At 42.8% G+C, this 6,624-nt stretch carries 3 protein-coding genes; 2 read left to right on the top strand and 1 reads right to left on the bottom strand.

The annotated features are described in order from the left end of the window. A partial coding sequence (locus AB4653_RS15655; RefSeq protein ID WP_372104674.1) for an SDR family oxidoreductase occupies nucleotides 1-333 on the top strand: 333 nt, incomplete at its 5' end. A 46-nt stretch (nucleotides 334-379) separates the two neighbouring features. Here the strand turns inward: AB4653_RS15655 and AB4653_RS15650 are convergent. Further along, nucleotides 380-1,450 (bottom strand): 3-deoxy-7-phosphoheptulonate synthase, encoded by a 1,071-nt coding sequence (locus tag AB4653_RS15650; protein WP_009846397.1) that lies wholly within the window; start codon nucleotides 1,448-1,450, stop codon nucleotides 380-382. Nucleotides 1,451-1,785: 335 nt separating this feature from the next. Here AB4653_RS15650 and AB4653_RS15645 point away from each other — a divergent pair, with 335 nt between their 5' ends. Then, a complete protein-coding gene (locus AB4653_RS15645) occupies nucleotides 1,786-6,279 on the top strand; it encodes an amino acid adenylation domain-containing protein (RefSeq protein WP_240798322.1) in 4,494 nt (1,497 codons plus the stop codon). Nucleotides 6,280-6,624: the final 345 nt, after the last annotated feature.

Here is a 6,624-nt window from a genome sequence, read left to right as displayed (position 1 = left end):
GCAAATATGGGGGCTTATGCAGCATCTAAGTCGGCGTTACACATGTTTGTAAAATCCATTGGTATTGAACTCGCGCCTTTGGGGATTCGTTGCAATATTGTGAGCCCAGGGTCTACACGTACAGAAATGCAATTGCAACTTTGGAATGAGAGTTATGGTGAGGAGCAGGTCATTGCCGGAGATGCAACGCAGTTTCGTCTAGGTATTCCGCTCAACAAGATTGCTGAACCCAAAGATATTGCTCAATCGATATTGTTTCTGATGTCTAATGCAGCTAATCATATCACTATGCATGACTTGCGGATTGATGGTGGTGCAACGCTCGATAACTAGACATCATAGAGTTATATGGCGCGCATGCGCCATATAAAATTTTAGGTTAAGCGACCGTCGATAATTTCTTGTGAGTTGCCTCTACCATTGCATTTGCAAAGACATCGAGAATTGCAACGGTATCTTCCCAGTTTAGACATTCATCAGTGATGGATTGACCTCTGGTTAGTGGCGTCGCATCTATATTTTGCGCCCCTCCGACTAAGAAGCTTTCAGACATAACGCCGGCGATGTACTGCTCTCCTGAAATGATTTGCTCTGCAATGTTTCTGGCTACATTGAGTTGATTTTTGGCAATTTTCAGACTGTTCCCATGACTACAATCAATGATGATTCGGGGGTTAAGGCCGTTTAATTCTAATTGTTTTGTTACATCACAGACGTGTACGTTAGTATAGTTTGGCTGTTTTCCGCCACGTAAAATGATATGTCCGTTAGGGTTGCCATGTGTCATTGCAGACATGGGTGTATTACCAAAACCAGAGACATAAACTAGGTGAGGAGATTTCGCGGCGTGAATTGCGTCAATCGCGATCGTTACATTGCCATCCGTTCCATTCTTAAACCCAATAGGGCACGGGATGCCTGAAGCCATTTGTCTGTGTGTTTGAGACTCAGTGGTTCTTGCTCCAATAGCGCCCCAACAAATTAAATCAGATACATATGGGTACACGGTGGTGTCTAAAAACTCGGTTGCCGTTGCAAGCTCTAGATCAACAACATCTTTTAAGAATTTTCTTGCGACAAACAGCCCCTTACTCATCTTATGGCTATTGTCTAAATCGGGATCGACAATGAGCCCTTTCCAACCGACGCGGGTTCGTGGTTTTTCAAAATAGGTTCGCATGACGATCAAGAGCTGGTCACGATATTTGTTCTGTAGTTCGGCCAACTTACGAGCATACTCTAAAGCAGCCTCTGGGTCGTGGATGGAGCAAGGTCCAATGATAACGAGCAGACGGTTATCTTTCCCATTTAAAATTTCTGTGATTTCGAATCTTTTATCACGGATAAATCGTTCACTTTTTTCGTCTAGAGTGATTTCACTCGTTACATCAATCACACTCGGCAGTGGCTCTATCGTGGTTGAATTAAGTTGCTTCTCTAACTCTTGCATCCTTCCTCCTAAAACAAGTGTTCCTTGATGTTATGGCTTCATCAAATGCGCGGTCCAGGTATGACTTGGAAAACATTCAATTCCAATAAATGATAATTATTATCATTTAATTTTGAGGATTATTGAAATAGGAGCTAGGTGTTGTCAAGCTTATTGTTGGGTGATGTAGTGAGATCATGCCCAATACAATCAGTACATCAACTCATATTAGTTAGCACTAAACAAAAATGATAACGCTTATCATTTTTGTTTGAGTTTATTCTTAAGCTGGTGTATTACATTAGTTTAATAAGCCTCGTGGCACATTAAATGGATGAATGAGTGTGGAAATGAAGATGAGAGAATTGACGACTGTACAGGCTGCTTATTATGTCGGTAGGCAAACAGGCCAATCGATGGGAGGCGTAGCGGCTCATATTTATGCTGAATTTGATGGTGAAAATATCGACTCAGAAAAATTGGCAAGTGCGGTGAGGAAGTTGTACATCAATCATCCTATGTTACGGATGAAAGTTACTTCTGGTGGTCAACAAACCATCGCTCCTTTATCTTCTGTTCATCAACTTATCATTGATGATATTGAACACCTTTCACCATCGGCTACCCGTGACTTTTTAATAGAGAAGCGCACTGCTATTACTGACCAGAAACTGGATTTAGACAATGGGCAGGCCGCGCAGATCGGTATCACACGTCATTCTAAAGTGCAGTGCCGTTTGCATATAGACGTAGACATGATTGCTGTGGATGCACAGAGCTTCCGAATCTTAGTCGAAGAGTTGGCTAAGCTCTATAGCGATGAACATCAAGGCAACGAGACACAAGAGAAGAATTCGTTCTTTGAATATTTAGATAAACAAGCGGCGGACAATTACCTCGTAGCTAAACGACAGTCTGATAAGACATGGTGGCAACAACGATTACCAGACATCGCTGGAGCACCTGAGTTTCCGTATGTTAATGGGGATATTGATCGTCAGCATGGGCACAGTCAGCGGTTCACACATCAGTTGACTCAAGAGCAACGGTCTTCGATCGAAGAGTTAGCCAAGAAACACCACTTAACCTTAACCCAACTTTTTCTAACGCTTTTCTCTCAAGCTGTCGGTAGCTCTTGTAACAGCCCTGATTTTCGATTGAATGTGCCGACTTTTCACCGCGGTTTCTATACGAACGATGCAGAGACAACGATAGGTGATTTCTCGAACTTGCTGATCTACAGCGCTAGCTTGAAAGCTCAAGAATCAACGCTTAATCATTGTCGTCGTACTGCCAATCAACTGAACCAATTACTCAACCATGAAAGCTATTCTGGTGTAACGGTGATGCGAGATTTATCGCGTTACTATGGGACCGTGCAAGCATCGCCTATCGTATTTACATCGGGAATGGATGTTGAAGGTGATGATTTATTCTCTGAGGCAGTCACAAAAGTCTTCGGAAAAATGAACTGGGTAATCTCTCAAGGTGCTCAGGTTACATTAGATGCACAAATCGCGCCTGCGTACGAAGGTATTTTTGTCAATTGGGATGTGCGAATGGACGTGTTCCCTAAAGGCTTTGTCGATACCTTGTTTAACAAGTTTATTGCGATTGTTCAATCTTTAGCTGATGAACCTAATAGCATACATAACTCTTTGGAAAGTACGCTCGCTCAGTTAGGTTATGCATGTCCTTCGTTACCCTTAGTTACCTCTTGTCCAAAGCCTTTAACAGAGCTACAAAAATCTTACCTACTCGGTCGCTCTACTCATATCCCTATGGGTGGCACTGCGATGCATGAATTCCGGGAATACCGAGGGAAAATAGAATCGAGCTTAGTTGAGTCTCGCCTCGAATCATTGGTAAAAAAGTACGATGCGTTACGGATGCACATCGATGAGAACAAGCTTGTTCAGCAGGTGTCGTCTAAGGTGACTTTGAATTTTGACTCCCATGACTTTCGACACTTGTCGATTGAGCAAGCGCTAGAGAGAGTTGGTAAAATTCGTCAAGTGAGTAATCACACGATGCACGACCTGTCGAAGTCGCCATGGCGTGTTTCTGTTATTCAATTGCCTGACTCTGACATCGGTTATCAGACCATTGTCTTTACCAGTTTTGATGCATTAATTGTTGATGGTAGAACACACTCCCTGATTCTTTCTGAATTATTGAAAAAGAATAGCGGGCATTTGCATGAGCTCTGTGCTAACAGCGCTGAGACCAATCACTTTGATAGTGAACATGACACTGCCAAAAGGGAGGCAGATATGTCGTTCTGGCAAAGTAAGCTTGACCCAGAGTGCGCGCCACCTTCACTTCCATGGAAACAGCGATTGGATCATATAAAGGCTTCGCGTTACCAGCGAGAAAGCATTGTTATAGACAAAACTGCATTAACTCAGTTAACGATGGCGAGTGCAGCCAACAGCTTGTTTTTGAACTCAGCACTTTCTGCTCTTGTTCTTGAAGGGATGTCGTATTGGACGACAGAACAAGAGATGAGAGTTGGTTTTCCGGTAGCGATCCCACAAAGCGATCAACCTCTTGGTAATGGTTCGACGTTCGTGATTTTGGAGTACCGAAAGAATAAAGGCAGCTTGCTAGAGCGAGCACAGGGTATGCAAAATGATATGTTTGAGGCGCTTGATCATCTCGACTTTTCTGGTGTTGATATCAATCGTCAGTTAATGACTTCGCGAACCAGTTCATTGGCTTTACCTGTTGTAGTGACGAATGGTCTAACTTGGGATGCATTATCCGATGACGATGAACTCGTCTTCTTTGATGGTATAACCCAAACCCCTCAAGTCGCGTTAGATATCCGCCTTAATTTTGATGAAAGGCGAAATCTAGTATTGAGTTTTGACTATGCGGTTGACGCACTAGATAAACGAGTGGTTGTCTCCATACTTGAATCGATAGAGCGTCACATTGAGACCGTATGTGAGACCCATGATTTTGACATCCCTTCACATAAGGTACTCAACCTTGAACACTATAAATTGAACTGTGATGTAAAAGAGTTTGAATGCTCCAAGTTCTTATCCAAGATAGCGCGTAATCTTGCGGAAAATGCGAGTGATGATATCGCGGTCATTTGTGGTGAACGGCATATCAGCTACAAGGCATTTGGGGAGGACGTCCATAAGGTGATGCAGCATATTGCTCACCTTGGCTTGAAGCAAGGTGATGTGTTGGCCATCTGTTTGCCAAAGAGCCCTGAGCATTTAGTGATGACGATTGCCTGTTCATTATCAGGGATTATATGGGTGCCTATCGATGCTTCATCACCAGAAGAGCGTTTGGATTACCTACTGAGTAATTGCAATGCCAATTTAGTGGTAACTAACCAAACGTCACAGCGTAAAAACTCAGTGCTCTATCAAGCACTATTGCAACCTGTTGAGCAGGCTTATCCATCACTCTCCAATACGGACTTAGAGGTGCTTAGTCAAAGTGAGCATGGTGCTTATTATCTGTATACATCGGGAACAACAGGTAAACCTAAATGCGTTGTAGTGAACAGCAGAGCAACTTCCAATGTCATCGGGGAAACGTGTAAAGCTTGGCAAATAACGTCTGAAGATGTGTTGATGTGCGTAACGCCGTTCCATCATGATCTCTCTGTGTTTGATATTTATGCTTCGTTTACTTGCGGGGCAACCATTGTATTACCAGAGGCTGGTGAAGAAAAAGACGCGATTCGTTGGAATCAATTGGTTGAGAAGCACCGTATTACTATTTGGCAGTCAGTTCCGGCATTGATGGAAATGTTGTTGTCTTGTATGCAGGGTGAAAAACTCAAATCTCTACGCTTAGTTTGCCAAGGGGGGGATTACGTTAAACCTAAAACGATTGATGAACTTAGAGCGCTGGAGCAAGATATTCGCCTTGTCTCAATTGGTGGTCCTACCGAAACCACGATATGGAGTATCTGGCACTTTGTCACCGACGAAGACAAATCGGTTATTCCTTATGGCAGGCCTTTCCCTGCAAATCAGTACTTTATTATGGATGGATTGGGTAAACATGTTCCACAAGGAGTAGCAGGTCGGATCATGACAGTAGGAGTAAACCTTGCGTCAGGGTATTTATCTGATGGAGAGCTTACACAAACTGATTTTGTGACGATAATTGATGATCTAGGTAGTGAGGTCAGAGCGTTTAGAACCGGTGATCTAGGCTATTATCGTGAAGATGGCACCATTATTTTTGCTGGTCGGGTTAATGGCTATGTGAAGGTTAGGGGCGTCCGTGTGTCGTTACCCGATATTGAGAAAGAGTTAAATCGCTGCCCACTGATTGAGCAAGTTTTGATTGTCGACTATACCGAACGTAATGGAGACGTAGCGTTAGGTGCGATCTATAAAGTGGCGGATGGCCAAGTCGCTAATGCTGCTGCTATTCGTGACTTTGCACAGCAATGCTTACCAAACTCCCATGTACCTTCTCAGTTACTTGAATTGGATAAACTGCCTCTCTCTCGAAATGGAAAGTTTGACCGGATTCAAGCGCGAGAAGAGTTGGTTCGTTCAATGACTCAGACGGTGAGCTCTCCACAACTCGCTTCAGCTTCTGTTACTCAGAACAATGAGAAACAGAACAACGCTAAAACGACGTTAACGACATCAGAATTTGGGTCGATTATCGAAGCTTATGAGCAAGTGACGGGAAAACATTTAGAAGGTTTTAGCGAGGAGAGTGCGTTTCTGTCGTTGGGTTTAAAGCCATCTCACCTAAAAGGTGTAGCAGAGAAACTGAGTAAAACGTTTGAGCGTAAGGTGTTTACACGCAAGTTGATTAAATGTCGGAACGCAAAAGAGGTTGCCGACGAGATTTTATAATCACTTTAATAAACCTTCCAGAGAAAGCCGAGCGAATAAAGTTCGGCTATTTTATTTAATTGGGGGGTGTGTTGTCGTGTTAGCCCGCTAAGTTAATTTTTGTTGGTCACGAAATACAAAGGTTACTACATGTCGATTTAACGGTGCGATGTACGTTAGTTGGGTTATTTATTTATCAATTGCTTAAAACGAAATTATGCTAATGTATCCGCTAGCGAAAACCGGATTTATCTTGATTGTTCTATATGAATATAGTTAGCATATGCTTAATAGCTTAATAGCTTAATAGCTTAATAGCTTAATAGCTTAATAGCTTAATAGCTTAATAGCTTAATAGCTTAATAG

Origin of the sequence: Vibrio sp. 10N.222.48.A3 (assembly GCF_041475345.1) — a bacterium.
Classification (GTDB): domain Bacteria; phylum Pseudomonadota; class Gammaproteobacteria; order Enterobacterales; family Vibrionaceae; genus Vibrio; species Vibrio tasmaniensis_A.
Note: the sequence above shows the minus strand (reverse complement) of the source record. Positions and strands in the feature narration are given on the sequence as shown.